This window comes from Aquamicrobium sp. LC103, assembly GCF_001014615.2.
Taxonomy (GTDB): domain Bacteria; phylum Pseudomonadota; class Alphaproteobacteria; order Rhizobiales; family Rhizobiaceae; genus LBCQ02.
Window position 1 is genome coordinate 252,503 of sequence record NZ_LBCQ02000005.1, and the last position, 20,522, is coordinate 273,024.

The window sequence follows — 20,522 nt, forward strand, 5'->3', positions numbered from 1 at the left end:
CGTTGCTGATGGATGGCACGCGCGGTGATGGTCACGCCTCCGCCGAGGTGACATCCGTACCCAGGCGCATCGAAGTCCGCGGCCTGAGCAAGGTGTTTGGAGCAGACGTCGCGCAGGCGCTTTCGCTGAGACGGCAAGGGCTCTCAAAATCCGAGATCATCGAGCGGATCGGTGCCGTCGTGGCGGTCGACGAGGTTTCGTTCTCGGTGGATGCGGGCGAGATCTTCGTCGTCATGGGTCTGTCGGGCTCCGGGAAATCCACCCTGGTGCGCTGCCTCAACCGCCTGCAGGAGCCGACTGCCGGCAGGATCGAGATCGACGGAGAGGATATCGTCGCCGCGACAGAGGAGAGGCTGCGGGCGCTGAGGCTGGAAAAGATCACTATGGTCTTCCAGCATTTCGCCCTGCTGCCGCACCGTACCGTCGCGGAAAATGTCGAGTATGGCCTAAAGATGCGCGGGCTAGCGAAAGCGGAGCGCCGCGCCAAGGCCCTGAAGACTCTCGAAAGCGTCGGCCTGGCCAGTTGGGCCGACCGCCATCCTGCCGATCTCAGCGGCGGCATGCAGCAGCGTGTCGGGCTGGCACGGGCCCTGGCGCTCGATCCCGAAATCCTGTTGATGGACGAACCGTTCAGCGCACTCGATCCACTCATCCGGCGTGACATGCAGGCAGAGCTGCTGGAACTCCAACGCCGCTACCGCACCACCATCATCTTCATCACCCACGACCTGAACGAGGCGCTGACGCTGGGCCACCAGGTCGCCGTGATGAAGGACGGGCGCTTTGCACAGGTGGGCCGGCCGGCCGATATCGTGCTGAACCCGGCGGATGATTATGTCGCCGCGTTCACGCGCGACATCGACCGCGGCCGCGCGCTGCCGGTTCGCGCGGCGATACGGCAGCCAGGATCGGCAGGCGCGGGCGCGGTGCTGCCCGAAGGAGCCGTCTCGATCGAAGGCGGCCAGCCGCTTCACGAAGTGTTCGCCCTCGCCTCCGGCCCGGCGCCGGTCGTGGTGGTCGACGCGGAAGGGCGAGTGGAAGGCACAATCTCTGCGGCCGACGTCACCGCGTTGCTTGCAGGCAACCCGCAGCAAGGGAGGTCGTGATCATGGCGACGGAAGTCTTCGATCAACTCCGGGCTGCCGCGGATGCGGTCCGGCCGTCCAGCTACCGGATACTGCCGCTCGACGACTGGATCGAAGCCGTGGTGAAGGATTGGTTCGTTCCGACCTTGCGGCCGATCTTTCGCGCGCTGCAATGGCCGATCGCCCAGGTGCTCGACGGGCTGCAGTCTGTGCTGCTGGCGATCCCCTTCGCCGTCGTGGTCATCATCGCGGTGCTCGCGGCCTGGCGCGCGGCGGGGCGGGGTATCGCCATCATTACCTTCGTTTCGCTATTTCTGCTCGACTGGATCGGGCTTTGGCGGGAGACCATGATCACGCTGGCGATGATCGTCACGGCGGTGGCCTTCTGCATCGTCGTTGGCATTCCACTCGGCATCGCAGCCGCGCGCAGCAACCGCACGGCGGCGGTCTTTCGCCCGATCCTCGACGTCATGCAGACCATACCCTCCTTTGTCTACCTCGTTCCCATCGTCATGCTGTTCGGGGTCGGGATGGTTCCCGCCGTGATTGCCACGATCGTCTTTGCGCTTCCTCCTTTGGTGCGCCTCACCAATCTCGGTATCCGCCAGGTGCAGGGTGAGCTCGTCGAGGCCGGTCGCGCCTTCGGCTCCACGCCCCGGCAGATATTGTGGGAGATCCAACTGCCGCTGGCGCTTCGCACGATCATGACCGGCGTAAACCAGACGCTGATGCTCGCGCTTTCCATGACGGTGATCGGCGCGCTTATCGGCGCCGGTGGTCTGGGCCTCGTCGTCTATACCGGCCTTGGGCGCCTTGACGTCGGCTATGCGAGTATCGGCGGGCTCGGCATCGTGCTGCTGGCGATCATCCTCGACCGCATCACCCAGGCGATGGGCGACGGCGACAACGCCCGCCGGCGCAAAGCTGGCCGGACTGCGGGAGAACGAACGCCGGACGCCGTGGCTGGAGAGGCCGCATAGTCGCTGATCCGGGAGCAGGCTGAAATACACAGAACAATGGGAGAGCAATGACATGGCAAGAAGCAAATTTGTATTCGGATTGGGCCTGGCGGTAGCAACCATGGCCTTGAGTGCCTCGCCTCTCTGGGCCCAGTCGCTGCCCGGCGAAGGCAAGACCGTGAAGATGGGGCAGCCGACCTGGGACACCGAGTGGTTTCAGGCGCAGATCTACAAGAAGGCGATGGAGGCGCTCGGCTATACGGTCGAAGGACCGACCGCGCTCGACAATCCGCCTTTCTACCAGGCAGTCGCGCAGGGCGACATGGATTTCTGGGCGAGCGGCTGGTTCCCTCTGCACAATACCTATCTGGAGGACATCAAAGGCAAGGCCAGCAGCGTCGGCTTCGTGGCCAAGGGTGGCGCGCTGCAGGGCTATCTGATCGACAAGAAAACCGCCGAAGAGCACAACATCCGCCTGATAGACGACTTCAAGAAACCCGAGGTCGCGAAGCTTTTCGACAGCAATGGCGACGGCAAGGCCGATCTGGTCGCCTGCCCTCCCGGATGGGGCTGCGAACTCACCATCACCCATCAGATGGAAGCCTACGGGCTGGGCGAGAGCGTCAACGCAATCCAGGCGGCATACTCGGTGTCCATGGCCGACGCCATCAGCCGGTACGAACAGGGCCAGCCCATTTTCTTCTATACTTGGACGCCGAACTGGACGGTGGGCATGCTGAAGCCGGACGAGGACGTGGTGTGGCTGGAGGTCTCGCAACCTTCATTGCCGGAAGAGCAGAAAGACATGGAGGCGCATACCGCCATTCCCGGCGTGAAGGGATGCGCCAGTGATCCCTGCCAGATGGGCTGGCCGGCCAACGACATCCAGGTGGTCGCCAACCAGCAGTTCCTTGACGAAAATCCCGCAGCCAAGAAGCTTTTCGAGGTGATGAGCATTCCTCTGGAAGATATCTTCGCCCAGAACGCGCAGATGTATGAGGGCGCGGACAAGCCCGCGGATCTCGAGCGTCAGGCGGACGAGTGGATCAAGGCGAACGAGCAGGCCTTCGACGGCTGGATCGAGGCGGCGAAGCAGGCCGCCAACTGACGAAGCTCATGGAGCGCCGCGTTTTCGTCAGAGTGCGGCGCTCTAAATCCATCAGTTCGGGATCCCTCGCATGTATCGTGCGGGAAATCTTAGGACCCGGCTACAGATCCTTGGCGAGACGCAGCGCATCGTAGATGGCTGCGTGGGTGTTTCGCGCGGCGACTGCATCGCCGATGCGGAACAGCTGGAACGAGCCGTCCGGGTTGCCCGCGCGCGATTGAGGCCTCCCGGCGATGAGGTCCTCATGCGAGACCGCGCCCAGATTGCGTGACATCGGCTTGAGTTCGAAATAGAGCTCATCGAGCGGGATGGTGCCGTGGTTGACGACCACCTGGTCGTATGAGCGTTCCTTGCGAACGCCGCCATAATCGCTGCCGATGACCGCCCGAAGCTGATTGCCGTCCCTGTGAATCTCCTCGAGGCGGAACGTGACCGTGAAGCTCGCATCCAGCTTCTGCAGCGAGCGCATGTAGGGAACGAGATTCATCGCCATCACCTCCGGCGCGAACGACCGGTCCGGAGTCATGATCTCGACCTTCGCGCCACTTTTGGCAATCGCCTCCGCCGCCTGCAGGGCTGCATGGTCGCCCGCGTCGTCATAGACGAGGACGTTCGAGCCGGGCTTCACGTCCCCGGCGATGATGTCCCACGAGGAAATGACGAGCTCGTTTCCCGCAACGAGCACTTCGGTGTGGGGTAGCCCGCCGGTCGCGACGATCACCGTGTCGGGCTCTTCCGAGAGAACCGTGTCGCGCTCCGCCCATGTGTTGTAGCGGATCGTGACGCCGAGCTTCTCGCATTGCGCCAGGCGCCAGTCGATGATGCCCATCATCTCCTGGCGCCGTGTGCTCTGGGTGGTCAGCTTGATCTGGCCTCCCGCGGAACCCGCAGCCTCGAAGACAATCACGTCGTGGCCGCGCTCTCCTGCGACACGCGCCGCCTCCAGTCCGCCGGGACCGGCTCCGACGATCACGACCTTGCGCTTTGCCGCCGCCCTGGCAATGTCGTGGGGCATGGACAGCTCGCGCCCCGTGGCCGCGTTGTGGATGCAGTAGGCGGCTCCACCCTGGTAGATGCGGTCCAGGCAGTAGTTCGCGCCGACGCAGGGACGGATTTCATCTTCGCGTTTCTGCATGATCTTGCGGACGATGTGCGGATCCGTCATGTGGGCGCGCGTCATGCCCACCATGTCGACCTTGCCCGTCGCGATCGCGTGCCGGGCGGTTGCCACATCCGGAATCCGCGCCGCGTGGAAAGTGGGGAACCCGGTCGCCGCGCGGATCTCTCCGGCGAAATCGAGATGCGGCGCACTCGCCATTCCCTGAATCGGGATCACGTCGGTCAGGCCCGCGTCGGTGTCGATATGGCCGCGTATGACGTTCAGGAAGTCGACAAGGCCGCTGTCCTTCAGGCGTTTCGATATCTCGAAGCCCTCGCTCTTCCCGTTGCCGCCGGGAAGCGCCTCGTCGACGGTGTAGCGAATGCCGAGGATGAACTCCCGGCCCACCCGTTCGCGGATCGCATGAAGAACGTCGAACATGAACCGCATGCGGTTCTGAAGCGGTCCGCCATACGGCTCCTCGAGCGTGTTTGTCAGGGGCGAGTTGAACTGATCCAGCAGGTGCCCGTAAGCCTCCAGCTCGATGCCGTCCATACCCGCCGCCTGCATGCGCTCGGCGGCATCGGCGAAGTCCTTGATGACGCGGGAAATATCCCAGTCTTCCATTTTTTTCGGAAAAGCTCTGTGCGCGGCCTCCCTCTCATGGGACGGCGCGACCACTGGCAGCCAGTCGCCCTTGTCCCAGCGTGTGCGCCGGCCCAGATGGGTGAGCTGGATCATCACCGCCGTTCCATGTTCGTGGCAGGCATCGACCAGATCCCTGAGCCACGGCACGACCTCGTCCTTGTAGGCCAGGATGTTGTTGAAGACGGGCGGGCTGTCCCGGGACACCGCCGCCGATCCCGCCGTCATGGTCAGCGCCACGCCGCCCTTGGCGCGCTCGGCGTGATAGGCCCGATAGCGCTCCTTCGGCAGTCCGTCTTCGGGATAGGCAGGCTCATGGGAGGTGACCATGATACGGTTGCGCAGCGTGAGGTGCTTGAGCCGATAGGGCTGCAAGAGAGGATCGTTGGTCATGGCCAGCCTGCGTGCCTCCGATTGTCCCGATTATTGATTGCACGCTGTACACCGATGTCAAGTATCAAGTCATAAGTGTTCGCTTTAGATCACCCTAGGTCGAGTTTGTTGACATAGCTGTACAGCGGGCTCATCTTGCTATGTCGTTGAATGCGAAGGGAGATGCGCGTGAATGAGGTAACCTGGCGAGGGTCCAGGGAGGTCTGGCTGTCCGTTGCCTATGAGGCGCTGATCGATTCCGGAGTGGATGCGGTCAGAATCCTTCCGCTCGCGAACAAGCTCAACCTTTCGCGCACCAGCTTCTACTGGTTCTTCGCTGATCGCGAAGCCTTGCTCGCCGCCCTCCTGCAGAGCTGGAAGTCGAAGAATACCGACGGCATAGGCCGGCGCTGCGCGGCTTATGCAGAGAGCGTCGCGGAAGCCATGCTGAACGTCTTCGATTGCTGGCTTGACCGGTCCCTCTTCGACTCGCAGTTCGAGTTCGCAGTCCGTAGTTGGGCGCTTCAGTCCTCCGAAGTCGCGGCCGAAGTCGAGGCGGCGGATGCCGCCAGGATCGGCGCGCTCAGGGAGATGTTCGTCCGCTTCGGCTATCCGGAGCACTCCGCGGACGTCCGCGCCCGTACCATCTATCTCGTCCAGATCGGCTATATCTCGATGAATACGCAGGAGGAGATCGCCGAACGCATGAAGCGCATCCCGGACTATGTCGAGATATTCACGGGACAGGTTCCGGAGCGGCGCGAGATGGAGAGATTCGCGGCAAGACATGGTTTTTCGCTCGACGCGGCGGCAGAAAGCGGAAAGCCGCGGAGGAAACGATGAGCCGGGCGCCCACGGTCGGCATAATCGGCGGAGGCGGGTGGCTCGGCGGATCCATCGCCTCGCAGGCGCTCGCCGCCGGCGCGGTCTCCGAGAACGCCTTGATCGTCTCATCGCGATCTCCCAGGGCTGGCCGGCTTGCGCAATGGCCTGCCGTGGAGTGGACGGCCGACAACGAGGATCTGATTCGACGAAGCGATGTCGTCATTCTGTCCGTGCGCCCTCACCAGTTCTTCGAGCTTGCGCTCGACCTAACTGGAAAGCTTGCGATTTCGGTGATGGCCGGCGTGTCGATGAACACGCTTCGATCCCGCCTGGGAACGGCCCGTTTGGTCAGGTCGATGCCGAACGCCGCTGCCGAGATAGGGTTGTCGTATACGCCGTGGCTGGCCGGCGCCGGCGTGACAGAGCAGGACCGCGCCTTCATCAGCGCGCTGTTCGAGAGCTGCGGCACGGCCGACGAGGTCGCCAGCGAGGACCAGCTCGATTATCTGACCGGGCTCAGCGGATCGGGTCCTGCGTTTCCCGCCTTGCTTGCCAGCGCGATGATGTCTCATGCGCAGGCGCGGGGACTGCCGCCTGAAATCGCGCGGCGAGCGGTCATTGGGGTCGTCTGCAATGCAAGCCGCCTTCTGACCATGGGCGATGCCACGCCCGAGCAGGCGGTTCGGACCTTCATCGACTACGATGGGACGACCGCGGCGGGGCTGAGGCGGATGATGCATGACGGGTTTGCCGAAGCGGTCCATGCCGGGCTCGATGCGGCCGCCTCGGCCGCGACGGCGATGGACGGTGCGAGGGGTCGGCCCACCGGATCTGCGTGAATCGCCAAGGCGGAGACAATCTCAACGGTTGTTGGCGAATGGCTGGGCGATGCCGGCTAACATCCGTTTCCTGATGATGTGGATGCCGTCGGCGTCTGCAACGCGATCGGTCAGATAGGCGGCAAAGCCGCCATAGCGCTCGTCCATATGCCGCAGGAAGCTCAACATCGCCGCTGGTTCACTGGCCAGAAGCCTGCTCGACACTGTTTCGTCGAGGCCTCGCGCCACGGCATGCCCCTTGAGCTTCTCCATCAGCGCGCCGGCTATGGTGGCCGTCATCGCGTAGTCGGCCGCGATCTGGTCATCATCGACGCCCGCCAGCGACAGGAGCATGGCTGCGACGATGCCGGTTCTGTCCTTGCCTGCCGTGCAATTGAAGAGGACAATGCCCTTTTCCGCATGCGCAATGGTGAGCGCCACCCTGGCGATCGCCGGATGGCATCGGTCGGCTGCTTCGATGTAGCGGGCAGCGAGATCGAATCCGCTCGTGTCGGTCATCATCGCGTCGACCGGCGCAAGCCCGTCGAACAGCGGGACGTGATGATAGCGCACTTCCTCGTGATCGGCGAAGACGCTCGGCTGGCGCGCAATTTCCCCGTCGCTGCGCAGGTCGATGACCGTGCGCAGCCCAAGTTGCAGCAGCATCTGGATGTCGTCGGAGTTCAGTTCGTGCAGCGCATCGGCGCGCAGGAACGAGCGCCAGCGTGTCGTGCCGCCCGCCGCGGTGGCGTAACCGCCAAGGTCGCGGACATTGTGGGCGCCGTCGAGGCGGATGTGACGTTCATAAGGGGTCATCAGCGTATACCGGATTTCATGAAGGATTCGACGACTTGCCTCTGCAGGGCGAGATATATGCCGAGTATCGGCAATGATGCCAGTGTGGCGGCCGCCATCAGCAGCCCCCAGTCATTACCTTCCTGGGTCATGAAGAACTGCAGGCCGATCTGTACGACGGAATTCTCGATCTTGCGGATGAGCAGCAGCGGCCAGAAATAGTCGTTCCATGCCGAAATGAAGCAGAGGATCGCGATCGAGGCGAGGGGCGCGCGCAGGTTGGGGATGACGACTTCCAGCAAGGTGCGCAGGCTGCCCGCGCCGTCCATGCGGGCGGCCTCGACGACCTCGCGGGGAAATCCGCGCATCGCATTGTAGAGCACCAGCACCGCGAAGGCCGCTGCCGCATTGGGGATGACGAGGCCCGCGAGGCTGTCGAGCAGGCCAAGTTTCGTCGCCAGCACGTAATTGGGGATCATCACCACCTGGAACGGCACCAGCCACGACAGCGCGATGAGCGAATGAGCGAGCCGCCCGCCAGGAAAGCGCCAACGCACCAGCGCCCAGGCCGCAAGCAGCCCCGTGGCAACCTGCGCCAGCGTGGTGGCCGTCGCCATGACGAAGGTGTTCCACAGGATCGCCAGGATCGGCATCGCGGCCATGACGTCGCGATAATTGTCGAGCGTCGGAGCGGATGGCCAGAAGCTGGTCGAAAAGATTTCGTTGGGCGGCCGAAAGGAGGTTTGAACCATCCAATAGACCGGAAAGAGAGCGAGAGCCGACAGCGCCACCATCACGGCATGGGCGCTGAGACGCGTCAGTCGGTCGTTATTCGTCATAGACGGCGAGCCTCTTCATGAGGGCGAGACAGGCGAGCGCGATAAAGCCGAAGACGAGGAAGACGAGGACGCCCGCGGCCGTGCTCCAGCCGGCCGACATGGTCATGAAGCCATATTCCCACATCAGGTAGTAGACGTTGGTGGTCGACCCCAGCGGCCCGCCGCCGGTCAATGCATTGATGTAGACGAAGCTCCATTGCGCCCCGAAGAGGATGGTCATCATGGTGAGCAGCAGGATGGTTGGCGACAGCAGCGGCAGGCGGATGTCGCGCAAGATCTGCCACGGTCGCGCGCCGTCCATGCGCGCCGCCTCGACATAACTCGGACTGATGGCGCTGTCGGCGGCGGCAAACAGCAGCGTGGAGAAACCGATCAGCTTCCAGCCGGTGATCCACACCAACGTCCACAAGGCCACTTGTGGATCGCGCAGGAAGCCCACGGCGTCGAAGCCCAGTCCACGCAGCCAGGCATTCACCAGCCCATGATCTTCGTTCAGCAGCCAGCGCCATACGATGGCGGCGACGATCGGTGCGACGATCATCGGCACGAAGATGAGTGCGCGGTAGACGTTGCGCATCGGTCCTTTCAGGCTTGCCGTCAGAAGTGCGACCGCAAGCGGCACGCCGACCGAAAGCGGCAGCAGCCCGAGCGTATAAAGGACGGTGTTGACCACCGCCCGACGCATGTCCGGCAGCGTGAGGAGATTGGCGTAGTTATCGAAGCCGACATAGCGCGGCTGAGAGCGCGGCAGCATGTTCCACTGGTAAAAGGACAGTTCGAAAGCCTTCAGCAGCGGCACATAGGTCCAGATCACGAGCACGGCGAGCGCGGGCACCAGATAGAGCCACGGCTCGGCGGCGCGAAGCCGAAAGGGTAGGGCCCGGCGCGGTACGGCGTGAGGAACGGCGAGAACGGTATCGGTCATCTCGATCGGAAAAATCTGGCGCCGGAGCGCAAGGCTCCGGCGCTGGTTGGCGCTCTCAGTTCGGCATCAGCGGCTGGGCGCGTTCCTGGGCCGCGCGCAGCACTTCGTGGGGATCACCGGTGCCGAAGACCGCTTCGGTCATCGCATCCTTCATCATGTTCTCGACCTGACGATAGTTCGGACCGCCGAAGGCGACATTGGGGGTCAGGCGTTCGAGTTGCTCGAGATTGGCGCGGTATTTAGGATTCGTCTCGATCCACGCCTTGAGATAGCGCGGGTCGTCGAGCGTGCCGAGGCGCAGCGGCAGATAGCCGATCTTGGTGGTGATGATGGTGTAGGCCTCATCGGAGGTGAGGAACTTCATCAACTCCCATGCCGCGCGCTGCTTTACCGGATCCTGCGAGAACATGAAGATGGCGGAGCCGGAATTGGTCGGCGCGGTCGGCTTCTCGCCAAAGGCGGGCATCGGAGCAAGCCCCAGCTCGAAATTGCCTTCGGCCGCGCTTTCCAGACGATTCAGCACGGCGGAGGTGTAAAGGAACATGCCGAGATTGCCTGACTGGAACGTATCGAGATGAGCGCCGACATCGATGCGCGCATGGGCGCCGGCATCCATCAGGTCGCGCAGCATAGCCACGGCATCCGCCTGATCCTTCTCGGCGAAGGCGAGGATGTTGCCCTCACGGACCTTCCCGCCATTGGACATCACGATCGACTGGTAGACGAAGGTGCCGTCGGTCGGACCATAGGCGCCCGGAAAGAAGCCGTGCTTGCCGGCCTTCTCGGCGATCGCCTTGCCGGCAGCCTTGACCTCTTCCCAGGTGCGCGGCGGCTGATCGGGATCGAGTCCCGCCTCGTGGAACAGATCCCGGTTGATGAACATCACCGGCGTGGAGAAAACATAGGCAAGGCCGTAGGTCTTGCCGTCCACCTGGCCAAGAGCGAGACCGGACGGCACAAAGCCGGCCGCGTGGGCCGTCAGGTCCTCGCCGGCGATATCTTCGAGAGGCTGCGCGCCGAGCTGTTCGGCGGCGTAGATGAGGTCGCGGAAGACGAGTTGCGCGACATCGACGTCCTGCCCGGCCACCATGTCGGCCTGCACGCGGCTCAGCACCTCGTTGGAGGGGGCGCCGATGGGCTCGACCTTGATCATCGGATTGGCCTTTTCGAACGCCGCTATGAGTTCGAGCGTCGCCTCGCGGCCGATGCCGGCCGTAGCCAGGTTGTAGTTGTAGAAGGAAATCGTCACCGGCTCGGTGACGCTCTCGGCCATCTGAGCGCTGGCGGTGCCGAGCGTGCCGGACAGCGCCATGCACGCCGAAACCGCGATGGCGAGGAATTTTCTGCGGATCATAAGGGCGTCCTTTCAGACAAGGGAGAACCTATTCGGCCGCCACTGGCACGGCCGCCGCCCGCTGGCGAAGCATCTCCAGCGGGTAGACGTTGAGTTCGGCGCGGTCGGTGGGCAACGGGACGAATGCGACCGACAGCCCGCTGCTGCGGATCGTGCCGATGGCGAAGGATGAGCCGCGCACCATCCGCAGGACGTCCGCACGCAGGATGTCGGTGGCCGCATGCTGGCCCATTCCGACGACGACCGGCACGCCGTTCCAGATGGAGACACGGTCGTGATGGATGTGACCGCTCAGAATGCCGATGATGTTGCGGCCCTTGAGCAGGCCTGCCAGCCGCGCGGAATGCTCGTAGGCGATGTGACGCCAGTGGGCATCGTCGGGCCCTTCGCCAAGTGCCGGCGGGTGGTGCGACACGATCAGCTTCGGAAGCTCCGGATGCGTATCGAGCGCGGATGCCAGCCATTCGAACTGCTCGTCCTCGATGGAGCCGCCGATATAGCCCGGCGTGCTTGAATCGAGCGTGATGATGTGGATGTCGTCGATCACGCGGTCATGGAAGTAGGGCGCACCGGGTGGGCCGGCTTCAATGCCCATTCCGGTATAGAAGCCGTCGCGCGTATCATGATTGCCGATGGCGTAGACGACCGGCAGGTCTGTAGCCTCCATGACCTGCTTGAGCAGGGCATAGCTTTCCGTGTCGCCGCGATTGGTGAGATCGCCGCTGGCGACGAGGAAGCTCGGCTTCGGCTCGATCGTGGCAACCTGCGCAAGCACCTGCCTGAGTGTGTCCACCGTGTTGTTGAACAGGTGATCGTCGGTAGCGGGATCGCCGATGTGAAGGTCGGTCAGATGAATGAAAGTGACTTCTCGAGACATGTGTCTGCTCCGGTTTTCTCGATGATCCTGATGCCGGTGGTCTGAGGGTCGACCCGGCGGCCGTCCTCGTTCAGGAAGGCGTGGACGGCACCGTCATGCACGACGATGCCGAATGGATCGGACGGCAGATCGGTGTCGAGCGGCAGCGCGATTGCGACCGAAGTGCCCGCGACCATTCCGTGAAGATGAAGTTCGCTGCCCAGGTCCTCGACCATCTCGGGCGTGAACGGCAGCACGTCCGCGCGGTCGAAATTGCTCGAAAGCCGCGTTGCCGCCGGGCGAAAGGCGATGTCGATGCGGGTGCCCTTGGGCAGGTTCCAGACCAGTTGCGGCCATGGAACGATGTCACCGGCGACGTGGGCACGTCCGGTCGCGTCGATGGTGGCAGGCAGGAAGTTCATTGGCGGCGAACCGAGGAAACTCGCCACGAAGCGGCTTTGCGGCTGGCGATAGACCTCTGCGGGCGTACCTGCCTGCTCGATCAGCCCGTCCCTCATGACCACCAGCTTGTCGGCCAGCGTCATCGCCTCGATCTGGTCGTGGGTCACGAACACGCTGGTGGTCTTCAGTTCGCGATGGAGGCGCTTGATTTCGAGGCGCATCTGGATGCGCAGCTTGGCGTCGAGATTGGAGAGCGGTTCGTCGAACAGGAAGATGCCCGGCTGGCGCACCATGGCGCGGCCCATCGCCACGCGTTGCCGCTGCCCGCCCGACAGGGCTGAGGGCTTGCGGTCGAGCAGATGTTCCAGACCCAGCATGGCGGCGATGCGGGCGACGCGCTCCTCGCGCTCCTTGCGCGGCACGCCCGAAACCTTGAGCGCATAGCCGATATTCTGCGCCACGCTCATGTGGGGATAGAGCGCGTAGTTCTGAAACACCATGGCGCAGCCGCGCCGCGCCGGCTCCACCTCGTTGACCGCGCGTTCGTCGATGGCGATTTCGCCGGCGCTGATGTCCTCGAGGCCGGCGATCATGCGCAGAAGCGTGGACTTGCCACAGCCCGACGGGCCCAGGATGACGACGAACTCGCCGTCGTTCACGCTAAGGTCCACGCCCCGCACGGCCGGCGTCTTGCCGTAGAGCTTGTGAACGGAGCGGATGTCTATCGATGCCATTGCCGGATGCCCATTTGCGATTCAGCGATGGCGTTGGGATACCGGGGCCTCTTGATGGTTGAATGACGGTTCTCGAACGCTGTTCGAGGCTGTGCAAAACTTGGCCGGTGTCAGGCAGGTTTGCGGAACATGGGAGCGACCACGGCGACGATATGATCGATGACTTCGCCGGCGTTGGAGAAGTCGATGGTGTGATTGGTCAGCACCTCGTTGCGCAGACGGCTGCGTGTAACCTGAGAGCGGATGCCGAGGGCGCAACTCATGCGCCAGCCGATTTCCGCTTCGCTAAGCCAAGGGGCAAGCAGCCGGAAATAGGGCATGAACACACGATGGTGCTCAATACCTTCGATGACGTGACGGTAGAGTTCGGGATTGCCGCCGCGCTGCGCCATTGCCGTGAAATGGGAAAGCACCGGATATCTGGAGCCCGGTTCGAGGCTCCAGCGCACCGAGGGGCCGATCAGCGCCGCGATGATGTCCTCGAGCGCCGGCGGATTAGGCGATGCGTGCTGCGCGGCCGCGTTGAGCTGCGACAGCCGCTCCGCATTGAGCCGTTTGTAGACGCGCTCGGCGGTGGCGATGACCAGTTGTTCCTGTGAGCCGAAATGATAGCTGACGGACGAGGGCGTCGTTCCAGCGCGCGTCGCAAGACGACGGGCGGTTAGTTCGTCAATGCTGTCTATCTCGCAGAGAAGTTGTTCGCAGACATCGATGAGCTTGGTGGCGGTGGGGTTCATGGAACGAATCCAGTGTCAGGACCATCGCCAACGATATTCCCTCACTGTTTCCGCTTGATGACCGCCTCGCCCGGTTTCCCCGATCACGTCGTGGTAAGCGACGGCAATGGGGCAGGGGTGGGCTTCGAACCAATCTAGGCTTCATGCTGCTTGAGTGAGCTGTCGGTTCTGGAAAGGACTTCCCTGCTGGTTTCGATGAGCATTTTTGTCGCCGGCGACAGCTTCTTGCCCCGGCGTACCAGAACGCCGACGACTCTGGAGGCGGCGGGATCGTTGATCTGCAGGAACCGAACGGTGGTAGGCGCGACGTGGGATGCCATCTGCGGCAGGATCGCGACGCCGATTTCGGCACTCACGAGAGCAAATGCCGAAGAGGCGCTTGAAACGTAGAAGCGAGCGGACTTGGATAATTTTGCAAGTCCTGCACAATCGTGGTCCGCGTAGCTGTCAAAACTGATGAATGGCTCCCGCTCGATCTCGCACCATTCAAGCGGCCGCGAGAGTTTCGTGAGCGGATGTCCGGCATGACATACGAGGCTGTATCTATCCGTGAAAAGGGGCGTGGCGAGGACATCGGGCCGAACCATCCCTATTCTGCCAAACCCGACATCGACTAGCCCCTCCGCAACCGCGTCCGCCATTCGGTTGGAATGGATCTCGCGAAGCATGACCTCGAAATTTTTCGAACGCGCCTTAACAAGACGTATCGCCTCCGGCAGGACGGCCGCGGCGAACGAGGTAACGCTCGCCGCCGTGCAGCGGCTTATCTCGTCGCGCGAATAGGCCAGGATGCTCGCGCAAACATTGTCGTAGTGTTTGAGGAGATCGAGCGCCGCTTCGATCGTGAAGTGACCGAACTTGGTCGGGTGTATCTTGCGATCCCCCTCGAAGAGGGGAGAGCCGAGAGAGTCTTCAAGCTGTTTCAAGCTCATCGAAATCGCTGAAGGGGTTCTGTTCAGCCGCTTTGCGGCCGCGCGTACACCGCCTGTTTCCGCAACAGCAACCAATACGCGCAAATTGCCCAGGCTCAGCATTTATGACTCTCCGAAGTGTTCAGTTTACATGAACAAATGTGCATAAGTTTGAGTTTGACTGATCAAACCTAAATTGCAACCCTGCCAGCGTGAAGGACGAAAAAGCCTTGTCGGACTGCAGGCGAGTGCCTGAGAAATGCGGGTGGCCACAGACCAATGTTGAACCTTTTGAAATTCTACATCGATGGCGAATGGGTCGCACCCGAACAGCCCGATTGCATTGACGTGATCAATCCCGCGAACGAGGAAATCGTCGCAAGGATAGCGTCCGGAAGCCCGGCCGACCTGAACAAGGCGGTTGCGGCCGCCCGTCGGGCGCAAGCCGGTTTCGCCGCAACGACCAAGGAGGAGCGGCTTGCCCTTTTGAAGCGGGTGCTTGCCGTCTACACCGCTCAACGAGAGCGGATCGGCGATCTCATCACCCTGGAAATGGGCGCACCCGGGATGTTTGCGCGCAATGTCCAGGCCGGAACCGGTATTTCGCATCTCAACAAGATGATCGAGGTTCTCGATGCCTATGAATTCGAGAGCCTCAAGGGCACGACGATGAGGCGTCGCGAGGCGATCGGCGTTGTCGGTCTGATCACGCCGTGGAACTGGCCGATCAACCAGATCGTCTGCAAGGTCCTTCCGGCGCTGGCGGCCGGATGCACGATGGTTTTGAAGCCGAGCGAGCTGGCCCCCTTGAGCGCGGTCGCCTTTGCCGAAGTGCTCGACGAGGCTGGTGTTCCGCCGGGCGTCTTCAATCTTGTCAACGGCACCGGCGAAACCATCGGCCAGGCCATGGCGGCGCATCCCGACATCGACATGATATCCTTGACCGGATCGACACGCGCGGGCGTTGCCGTCTCCGAGGCGGCCGCGAGGACGATCAAGCGTGTGAGCCTGGAGCTCGGCGGCAAGGCTCCGAACATTTTGTTGCCCGACGTCGATTTGGATGAGGCGGTGTCGCGCGGAACACTGGCGTGCATGCGCAATGCCGGCCAGTCCTGTTCAGCGCCCACGCGAATGCTGGTGCCGGTACATGAAAAGGAGCGGGTTGCAGCTATAGCAGGAACTGCCGCTTCCGCGCTGCGCGTCGGCGACCCGCTGCACGAGGCCACCGAGATCGGGCCGGTCATCAGCAAGCGTCAATATGAGCGGATCCAGGAATTGATCAGATCAGGCATCGAAGAGGGCGCGACGCTGGTAGCAGGAGGCGCCGGGATGCCTGAGGGAATTACGCGTGGCTACTTCGTGCGCCCGACCGTCTTTGCGGATGTCCAGCCATGGATGCGCATCGCCAGGGAAGAGATATTCGGTCCGGTCCTGTCCATCCTGTCCTACGAGGACGAGGATGATGCCGTGCGGATTGCCAACGATACCGTCTACGGTCTGACGGCCTACGTTCAATCCGGCGACAGGGAACGTGCACGTCGCGTTGCCAGGCGCCTGCGCGCCGGCAGCGTGCTGATCAACTATGCGCCGGTCGATCTCAACGGACCTTTCGGCGGCTACAAGCAATCCGGCAATGGCCGTGAATATGGCGAATTCGGACTCGAGGAGTTTCTCGAAGTCAAAGGAATGGTTGGTTACGAAGCAGCATAACTGGAAGGAACGGCTCCACGGCTGCGCAAGTCAGCCGGCTGAACAAGGGGGAACAACGGTGAATAGCTTATCTATCGGTGACACTCGGCCCGTCGTCGAACTCTTTGGCGTTCAAAAAACCTATGTGACGGACACGGGGAATGTCAGGGCGCTCGATCCGGTGAGCTTCGGCTTCGAGAAGGGCGCGATCCTGAGCGTCGTGGGACCATCCGGCTGCGGCAAGAGCACGCTGCTGCGCATATTGGCCGGCATCGACCCCGCCAGTGGAGGTCGGGTCGTCATCGATGGGCGAGCGATAACCGGGCCGGTGCCCGATATGGGCATCGTCTTTCAGCGCGATCTGCTCCTCGATTGGCGCAACGTCATCGACAACGTCATGCTTCCGGCGGAGCTGGCGCGCCGCAACGATGGTGAAATGCGCGCACGAGCCATCGGACTTCTGACAGAGCTCGGGGTTGGCGATTTCCTCAATCGCTTTCCCTATGAATTGTCGGGCGGCATGCGGCAGCGCGTGGCAATAGCACGTGCGCTCTTGCTGAAGCCGTCGCTGCTCCTGCTCGACGAGCCGTTCAGCGCGCTCGATGCGATGACGCGTGACCAGATGAACGTCATCCTTCAACGCCTGCAACAGCATGAACAGGTCAGCACGCTTCTGATCACGCACAGCATCGCCGAGGCCGTCTATCTGTCCGATCGGGTCGTCGTCATGTCGGCGAGACCCGGACGAGTCCTGGACGTGATCGACATCGAGATGCCGAAGCCGCGACCGCTCAGCATTCGCGAGGAACCGGAATTCACCGCAATTGCGCGGCGCATACGCGTTCTCTTCGAGAAAGAGGGAGTTCTGGCGGCATGAGCGCGATCATCGACACGTCATCAGGCCTCTCGATTGCCGCGCGAAGGCGGCGAAAGATGTTGCGAAATGCGGGGCTTCCGATTGCAAGCGCCCTCGTCGGCCTGATCCTGTGGGAACTATTGGTCAGAACGCTGGAAGTTCCGACCTACTTGCTGCCGGCGCCGACCGCCATAGTCGAGGCGTTGATTGCTCGCTGGTCGTTCCTGATGACCAATCTGGGATACACGGCGCTCTCTGCCGTATCGGGGTTTACGATGGCGCTCGTGCTTGGCGTCGTCCTCGGGATTGCGATTGCAGCATCTCCGCTCGTCGATCGCATCGTGTATCCGTGGCTGGTGATTTCCCATGCGGTCCCGAAAGTTGTCGTCGCGCCGCTGCTGCTCGTCTGGATCGGCTTTGGCATCAAGAGCGGAATCATCTTCGTCGTGTTCTTCACCTTCTTCACCATCGTGGTGAATACGGTGATGGGGCTGAAATCGGCCGACCCCGATCTTCTGCATCTGGTCCGTTCGATGGGAGCGGGGCCGATGAAGGTGATGTGGAAGATCAAGCTGCCCAATGCACTTCCGAATATTTTCACCGGCATCAAACTTGGCGCCACGCTTGCTCCGGTGGGGGCGGTCATCGGAGAATTCGTGGCTTCGAACCGCGGCCTCGGTTACGTGCTGATCCAGGCCGTCGGCAGCATGTCCATCGATCTCGCATTCGCCGCCGTCTTTCTCGTCTCGGCCTTCGGCATCGCCGCCTGGTACACGGCCGAGCTCATCGAGAAGAAATGCATTCCCTGGCACGCGAGCCAACGCGGCCAACACTAGTGAAATCTCTCATCTCAGGCCTTCAGTGGATGTTTCGTGAGGCAATCTCATGAACAGAAAGGACAACGCCATGTCGCGCATTTCTGCCTATCTGCTTGCAACCGTCGCCTTCTGCCAACCTGCCTTCGCCCAGGAGCAAATCCGCCTCGGACTGGATTGGGGTTATCTACCCTATCACGCACCGCTCGTGATCGGTCAGGAAAAGGGATACTTCAAGGACGAAGGGATCGATCTGGTCATGGAGCCCGGCCGTGGCTCGGGCACGACTGCAATCATGTTGGGGGAGGGCAATTACGACATTGCCCACATCAACACGACGAACGCAGCCGTCGCGATATCGAAGGGCGTTCCGATCGAGGTCGCCGCGGTTTATCAAATCAAGACGGCGGCTTCCTTCATCGGCCTCGCCGACAAGGTCAATCTGGCCGATGTTGAAGCGCTGAAAGGCTACCGTATAGGCAGTACGCCAGGAGGTTCGGACCAGCTGAGCCTGAGGATATTCCGCGCCGTCAACGACCTCTCCGAGTTCGACCTGAACGTCATCTCCCTGGACGCCAACGCAAAGCAGGCCGCACTTTTGTCCGGCAGCATCGACGTCATCAGCGGCGACGGATTTGCGTATGGAGCCATCGTTCGCGGAACAGGCCAGGAACCGGAAATCTTCGCCCTTGCCGATTACGGAGTTCCGCTGCTTGGCTTTGGATATTCGGTGAACACGGATTTCGCAAAACGCCATCCCGAACTCGTCAAAGGATTTCTGCGCGCGGTGAAAAAATCGTGGCAGGACGCGGCTTCGGACGTGCCGGCCGCATGCGAGCTTGCACGCGAAAAACTCCAGCTCACGCACAAGCAGGAGGCTTGCGTGGACTACTTCAACGGCCTGCTCGCTATCTCGGCCGACTCGCAAAGCCCCGATTGGGGGCAGCAGTCGGAGCAGATGTGGGTGGATCTGCTGAAGACGCTCGCCGAGGTCGGCGAGATCGGCGGAAGCTACGAGGTGACGGATTTCTACACCAACGAATTCGTACCCGCCGAATAACTCTGAAATCCGAACGAGGGGGCTGACCATTGGGCAATCCAGATGTGATCGTGATCGGCGGCGGACACAATGGCCTCGTCTGCGCGGGCTACCTGGCCCGCGCGGGATTGGCCGTCACCGTGCTCGAAAGGTCGTCATTTCTGGGAGGGCCGGCGGCAACCCGGGAATTCTTTCCCGGGTACTATTCCGCGATCGCCAATTCCCCCGGATCGTTGGAACCTCGTATCGTCAGCGACTTTGCGCTCGAAAAGCACGGCCTTCAATTCGTGCGGCCGAACCCGACACTGGTTCATCCTCTGACGGAGGGGCGCCTCTTCGTCGGCTGGAGGGAACGGGAGCGGGTGGATGCGCAACTGGAGACCTTCGCCAAGGGCGAGAGCGGCCGATATCACGCTGTTTTCGAGTACCTGAATGCGTTCGCGGAACGCCTCGGCATTTCGATATATCGCGAACCTCCCACGTTGCAGGAACTGACGCGTAATCTTCGCACTGTCGAGGATGAGGAAGCGTTTTCCCGGATATTCTTCGGTAGCGTACGAGGCTTGTTCGAACATTTCGGGTTGGCACCCGAGACCCAGGCAATCATGGGTCCGCTTTCCGTCGTAAGTGGTCTCGTGGGGCCTTCGACACCGGGTACCCCGTTCAATCTCATGATGCGTCCGCTGTCGCTTGCGTCCCTGAAGAGCGATGCAGCGGATGATCCGCGACGAATGCCGTTGCGGGGCTCGACCGGTCTCGCGATAGGCGGCATGGGTGCCATCGCCGCGGCCCTGGTCCGCTCGGTCGAGGCGATGGGAGTGAAAATCCATCGCGAAGCCGAGGTCGCGGGCATCTTCGACGAAAACGGAGCCCCCGTCGTCCTTCTTTCGGATGGATGCAGCTTCACCGCCCCGATCGTCGTCTCCGCGATGCACCCCCATCTGACGATCCGGGCGGTGGAAAGCGCGAACGAAGACTGGAAAGCCATCAAATGCGCCGCGCGGCAAACTCCGCCTGCAGGAAGCGCCTTCAAGATCGTGCTCGCGCTTGGCGACGTTCCGCGCTATGCGGCGGCGCGCGATGACGACGAGGCCAGGCTACTCGCGACCGCACAGCTCCGTATCGCTCCCACGCTCGATTATCTCGATGATTGCCATGCCGACATGCTTCGCGGGTCCATGCCGGAACGGCCTCTGATCTGGGGGCTGTGCCATTCGATGACCTCGCCGGATATGGCGCCCGACGGCAAGCATATATTGAGCATCAACCTTGGCGGAGCTCCCCACCGCGGCGGCGGGGAGCCAGTCATCGTGGACAAGGACAAGGTGGTCGCGAACGTGATCCGGATCATGTCCGAATGGATCCCAAACCTGCCGGGCATAGTGGAGCAATATACCTGCATAGACGCCGCGACGTTTGAAGCGGATCACGGCCTTTTCGGCGCGAACATCGCCCATCTCGACATGATGCCGATCAATCAATTCTGGATGCGGCCACAGCCGGGCCTGCACCGATACCGCACGCCCATGAACGGCCTCTACCTTAGCGGAGTGGGCACGTGGCCGGGCTCTTATTTCTCCGGAATTCCGGGACACAACACGGCTCAAGCCGTTTTGTGCGACCTGAGCGCCGGGCACATCAAAACGAATGGCTGATACT

Annotated in this window: 19 protein-coding genes; 10 read left to right on the top strand and 9 right to left on the bottom strand. The window is 62.2% G+C overall.

All coding sequences use genetic code 11. From position 1 onward, the window contains the following. Positions 1–8 precede the first annotated feature (8 nt). Genes XW59_RS11790 through proX form a run of 3 tightly spaced genes read left to right on the top strand, consistent with a single transcriptional unit; the run spans position 9 to position 3,152 of the window. Complete coding sequence (locus XW59_RS11790; protein ID WP_047145118.1) at positions 9–1,106, top strand: betaine/proline/choline family ABC transporter ATP-binding protein; 1,098 nt, start codon at positions 9–11, stop codon at positions 1,104–1,106. Positions 1,107–1,108: 2 nt separating this feature from the next. Next, positions 1,109–2,065, top strand: coding sequence for a proline/glycine betaine ABC transporter permease (locus tag XW59_RS11795; protein ID WP_082137529.1), 957 nt, complete (start codon positions 1,109–1,111; stop codon positions 2,063–2,065). Positions 2,066–2,117: 52 nt separating this feature from the next. Further along, entirely contained in the window at positions 2,118–3,152 is a 1,035-nt protein-coding gene (gene proX / locus XW59_RS11800) for a glycine betaine/L-proline ABC transporter substrate-binding protein ProX (RefSeq protein ID WP_047145117.1), read from the top strand. A 100-nt stretch (positions 3,153–3,252) separates the two neighbouring features. Here proX and XW59_RS11805 read toward each other — a convergent pair whose 3' ends face one another. After that, positions 3,253–5,289: an NADH:flavin oxidoreductase gene (locus XW59_RS11805; protein ID WP_047145116.1), complete on the bottom strand. Its 2,037-nt coding sequence runs from the start codon at positions 5,287–5,289 to the stop codon at positions 3,253–3,255. A 168-nt stretch (positions 5,290–5,457) separates the two neighbouring features. Here XW59_RS11805 and XW59_RS11810 point away from each other — a divergent pair, with 168 nt between their 5' ends. Together XW59_RS11810 and XW59_RS11815 are read left to right on the top strand one after the other, a co-directional pair. Beyond that, complete coding sequence (locus tag XW59_RS11810; protein ID WP_246666070.1) at positions 5,458–6,111, top strand: TetR/AcrR family transcriptional regulator; 654 nt, start codon at positions 5,458–5,460, stop codon at positions 6,109–6,111. After that, positions 6,108–6,932 carry a pyrroline-5-carboxylate reductase dimerization domain-containing protein gene (locus tag XW59_RS11815; RefSeq protein ID WP_047145114.1) on the top strand — a complete coding sequence of 275 codons (825 nt, stop codon included), beginning with the start codon at positions 6,108–6,110 and terminating at the stop codon, positions 6,930–6,932. The genes XW59_RS11810 and XW59_RS11815 overlap by 4 nt, the downstream gene beginning before the upstream one ends. Positions 6,933–6,953: 21 nt before the next feature. Here XW59_RS11815 and XW59_RS11820 read toward each other — a convergent pair whose 3' ends face one another. From XW59_RS11820 to XW59_RS11855, 8 genes are all read right to left on the bottom strand, one after another. Next, positions 6,954–7,727 carry a tyrosine-protein phosphatase gene (locus XW59_RS11820; protein WP_052958106.1) on the bottom strand — a complete coding sequence of 258 codons (774 nt, stop codon included), beginning with the start codon at positions 7,725–7,727 and terminating at the stop codon, positions 6,954–6,956. After that, complete coding sequence (locus tag XW59_RS11825; protein ID WP_047145113.1) at positions 7,727–8,545, bottom strand: carbohydrate ABC transporter permease; 819 nt, start codon at positions 8,543–8,545, stop codon at positions 7,727–7,729. The genes XW59_RS11820 and XW59_RS11825 overlap by 1 nt, the downstream gene beginning before the upstream one ends. After that, the gene (locus XW59_RS11830; protein WP_047145112.1) at positions 8,535–9,470 is read right to left on the bottom strand and encodes a sugar ABC transporter permease; all 936 of its coding nucleotides are present in this window, start codon (positions 9,468–9,470) and stop codon (positions 8,535–8,537) included. Before XW59_RS11830 ends, XW59_RS11825 begins: the two co-directional genes overlap by 11 nt. Positions 9,471–9,525: 55 nt before the next feature. Beyond that, the gene (locus tag XW59_RS11835) at positions 9,526–10,824 is read right to left on the bottom strand and encodes an ABC transporter substrate-binding protein (RefSeq protein WP_047145111.1); all 1,299 of its coding nucleotides are present in this window, start codon (positions 10,822–10,824) and stop codon (positions 9,526–9,528) included. 28 nt (positions 10,825–10,852) lie between these two features. Beyond that, positions 10,853–11,701: a metallophosphoesterase gene (locus XW59_RS11840; protein WP_047145110.1), complete on the bottom strand. Its 849-nt coding sequence runs from the start codon at positions 11,699–11,701 to the stop codon at positions 10,853–10,855. Next, positions 11,671–12,816: a sn-glycerol-3-phosphate ABC transporter ATP-binding protein UgpC gene (gene ugpC / locus XW59_RS11845; protein ID WP_082137528.1), complete on the bottom strand. Its 1,146-nt coding sequence runs from the start codon at positions 12,814–12,816 to the stop codon at positions 11,671–11,673. The genes XW59_RS11840 and ugpC overlap by 31 nt, the downstream gene beginning before the upstream one ends. Before the next feature lie 110 nt (positions 12,817–12,926). Then, entirely contained in the window at positions 12,927–13,553 is a 627-nt protein-coding gene (locus XW59_RS11850; RefSeq protein ID WP_047145109.1) for a TetR family transcriptional regulator, read from the bottom strand. A 134-nt stretch (positions 13,554–13,687) separates the two neighbouring features. Further along, positions 13,688–14,587: a LysR family transcriptional regulator gene (locus tag XW59_RS11855; RefSeq protein ID WP_082137527.1), complete on the bottom strand. Its 900-nt coding sequence runs from the start codon at positions 14,585–14,587 to the stop codon at positions 13,688–13,690. A 156-nt stretch (positions 14,588–14,743) separates the two neighbouring features. On the opposite strand from XW59_RS11855, the gene XW59_RS11860 reads away from it, so the two are divergent. Genes XW59_RS11860 through XW59_RS11880 form a run of 5 tightly spaced genes read left to right on the top strand, consistent with a single transcriptional unit; the run spans position 14,744 to position 20,518 of the window. Further along, positions 14,744–16,174: an aldehyde dehydrogenase family protein gene (locus XW59_RS11860; protein WP_047145108.1), complete on the top strand. Its 1,431-nt coding sequence runs from the start codon at positions 14,744–14,746 to the stop codon at positions 16,172–16,174. Then, positions 16,098–17,030 carry an ABC transporter ATP-binding protein gene (locus XW59_RS11865; RefSeq protein WP_246666071.1) on the top strand — a complete coding sequence of 311 codons (933 nt, stop codon included), beginning with the start codon at positions 16,098–16,100 and terminating at the stop codon, positions 17,028–17,030. Before XW59_RS11860 ends, XW59_RS11865 begins: the two co-directional genes overlap by 77 nt. Beyond that, positions 17,027–17,845: an ABC transporter permease gene (locus XW59_RS11870; protein ID WP_052958104.1), complete on the top strand. Its 819-nt coding sequence runs from the start codon at positions 17,027–17,029 to the stop codon at positions 17,843–17,845. Before XW59_RS11865 ends, XW59_RS11870 begins: the two co-directional genes overlap by 4 nt. 49 nt (positions 17,846–17,894) lie before the next feature. Further along, positions 17,895–18,884, top strand: coding sequence for an ABC transporter substrate-binding protein (locus XW59_RS11875; RefSeq protein ID WP_047145107.1), 990 nt, complete (start codon positions 17,895–17,897; stop codon positions 18,882–18,884). A gap of 29 nt (positions 18,885–18,913) precedes the next feature. Next, positions 18,914–20,518: an NAD(P)/FAD-dependent oxidoreductase gene (locus tag XW59_RS11880; protein ID WP_047145106.1), complete on the top strand. Its 1,605-nt coding sequence runs from the start codon at positions 18,914–18,916 to the stop codon at positions 20,516–20,518. The last annotated feature ends 4 nt before the right edge of the window (positions 20,519–20,522 follow it).

Excerpts from the sequence above, each read along its gene's own strand:
- XW59_RS11790 (WP_047145118.1), top strand. The coding sequence starts at position 9 with ATGGATGGCACGCGCGGTGATGGTCACGCCTCCGCCGAGGTGACATCC.
- XW59_RS11795 (WP_082137529.1), top strand. The coding sequence starts at position 1,109 with ATGGCGACGGAAGTCTTCGATCAACTCCGGGCTGCCGCGGATGCGGTC.
- proX (WP_047145117.1), top strand. The coding sequence starts at position 2,118 with ATGGCAAGAAGCAAATTTGTATTCGGATTGGGCCTGGCGGTAGCAACC.
- XW59_RS11805 (WP_047145116.1), bottom strand. The coding sequence starts at position 5,289 with ATGACCAACGATCCTCTCTTGCAGCCCTATCGGCTCAAGCACCTCACG.
- XW59_RS11815 (WP_047145114.1), top strand. The coding sequence starts at position 6,108 with ATGAGCCGGGCGCCCACGGTCGGCATAATCGGCGGAGGCGGGTGGCTC.
- XW59_RS11820 (WP_052958106.1), bottom strand. The coding sequence starts at position 7,727 with ATGACCCCTTATGAACGTCACATCCGCCTCGACGGCGCCCACAATGTC.
- XW59_RS11825 (WP_047145113.1), bottom strand. The coding sequence starts at position 8,545 with ATGACGAATAACGACCGACTGACGCGTCTCAGCGCCCATGCCGTGATG.
- XW59_RS11830 (WP_047145112.1), bottom strand. The coding sequence starts at position 9,470 with ATGACCGATACCGTTCTCGCCGTTCCTCACGCCGTACCGCGCCGGGCC.
- XW59_RS11835 (WP_047145111.1), bottom strand. The coding sequence starts at position 10,824 with ATGATCCGCAGAAAATTCCTCGCCATCGCGGTTTCGGCGTGCATGGCG.
- XW59_RS11840 (WP_047145110.1), bottom strand. The coding sequence starts at position 11,701 with ATGTCTCGAGAAGTCACTTTCATTCATCTGACCGACCTTCACATCGGC.
- ugpC (WP_082137528.1), bottom strand. The coding sequence starts at position 12,816 with ATGGCATCGATAGACATCCGCTCCGTTCACAAGCTCTACGGCAAGACG.
- XW59_RS11850 (WP_047145109.1), bottom strand. The coding sequence starts at position 13,553 with ATGAACCCCACCGCCACCAAGCTCATCGATGTCTGCGAACAACTTCTC.
- XW59_RS11855 (WP_082137527.1), bottom strand. The coding sequence starts at position 14,587 with ATGCTGAGCCTGGGCAATTTGCGCGTATTGGTTGCTGTTGCGGAAACA.
- XW59_RS11860 (WP_047145108.1), top strand. The coding sequence starts at position 14,744 with ATGTTGAACCTTTTGAAATTCTACATCGATGGCGAATGGGTCGCACCC.
- XW59_RS11865 (WP_246666071.1), top strand. The coding sequence starts at position 16,098 with ATGGCCGTGAATATGGCGAATTCGGACTCGAGGAGTTTCTCGAAGTCA.
- XW59_RS11870 (WP_052958104.1), top strand. The coding sequence starts at position 17,027 with ATGAGCGCGATCATCGACACGTCATCAGGCCTCTCGATTGCCGCGCGA.
- XW59_RS11875 (WP_047145107.1), top strand. The coding sequence starts at position 17,895 with ATGAACAGAAAGGACAACGCCATGTCGCGCATTTCTGCCTATCTGCTT.